2 protein-coding genes are annotated in these 539 nt (G+C 64.2%); one reads left to right on the top strand and one right to left on the bottom strand.

Annotated elements, in window-relative coordinates; genetic code table 11:
- Positions 1–179: DUF1674 domain-containing protein (locus ACR0C6_RS22185; protein ID WP_480621362.1), on the top strand; the 179-nt coding region annotated here is incomplete at its 5' end.
- A 4-nt stretch (positions 180–183) separates the two neighbouring features.
- On the opposite strand, the gene ACR0C6_RS22180 is transcribed toward ACR0C6_RS22185, so the two are convergent.
- On the bottom strand, positions 184–539 hold a 356-nt coding region (locus ACR0C6_RS22180; RefSeq protein WP_480621360.1), incomplete at its 5' end, for a LysR substrate-binding domain-containing protein.

Raw genomic sequence — 539 nt, 5'->3', positions numbered from 1 at the left:
GTGACGACCGCAAAGACCTGCCCCCCGCCGCCCAACGCGCACTGGCCGAAGCGGAAGAACGCCGCCAAAAAGCCCGGGCCGAGGCCAGGGAAATGCCCAAGGAACTGGGCGGGCGCGATGGGCTGGACCCCGCCCGTTACGGTGATTGGGAAAAGAAAGGCATCGCCATCGATTTCTAGGCCCTCAGCCGCGCAGCGCCTTCAGAAAATCATCGATCAGGGCGCGCTGTTTTCTGGACTGCGCCCGATCTTCGGGCCATGTCAGCCAATACCCGTCCTTGGTCTGCAGCTCTGGCAGCTCTAACCTGCGCAACCGGCCATCCTTTAGATCACCGGACGCCAGCGGAACCGAGCCCAGCACAATCCCCATTCCGCGCCTTGCCGCCGAAACAGCATGTTCCATCGAATCGAAACTGACATGTGATGGCGCGACGTCCCCGTGCCCGTATTTCCGGTTCCACTCGCGCCAGCCAGGACGCTCGCCGCGCAGATCGATCAGGGGGGGACCCCATTCAACGCCCGGCGCGGCCATCGGCACCA

The organism is Ruegeria sp. AL12 (assembly GCF_056540885.1).
This window is presented reverse-complemented; position numbering and strand designations above follow the sequence as displayed.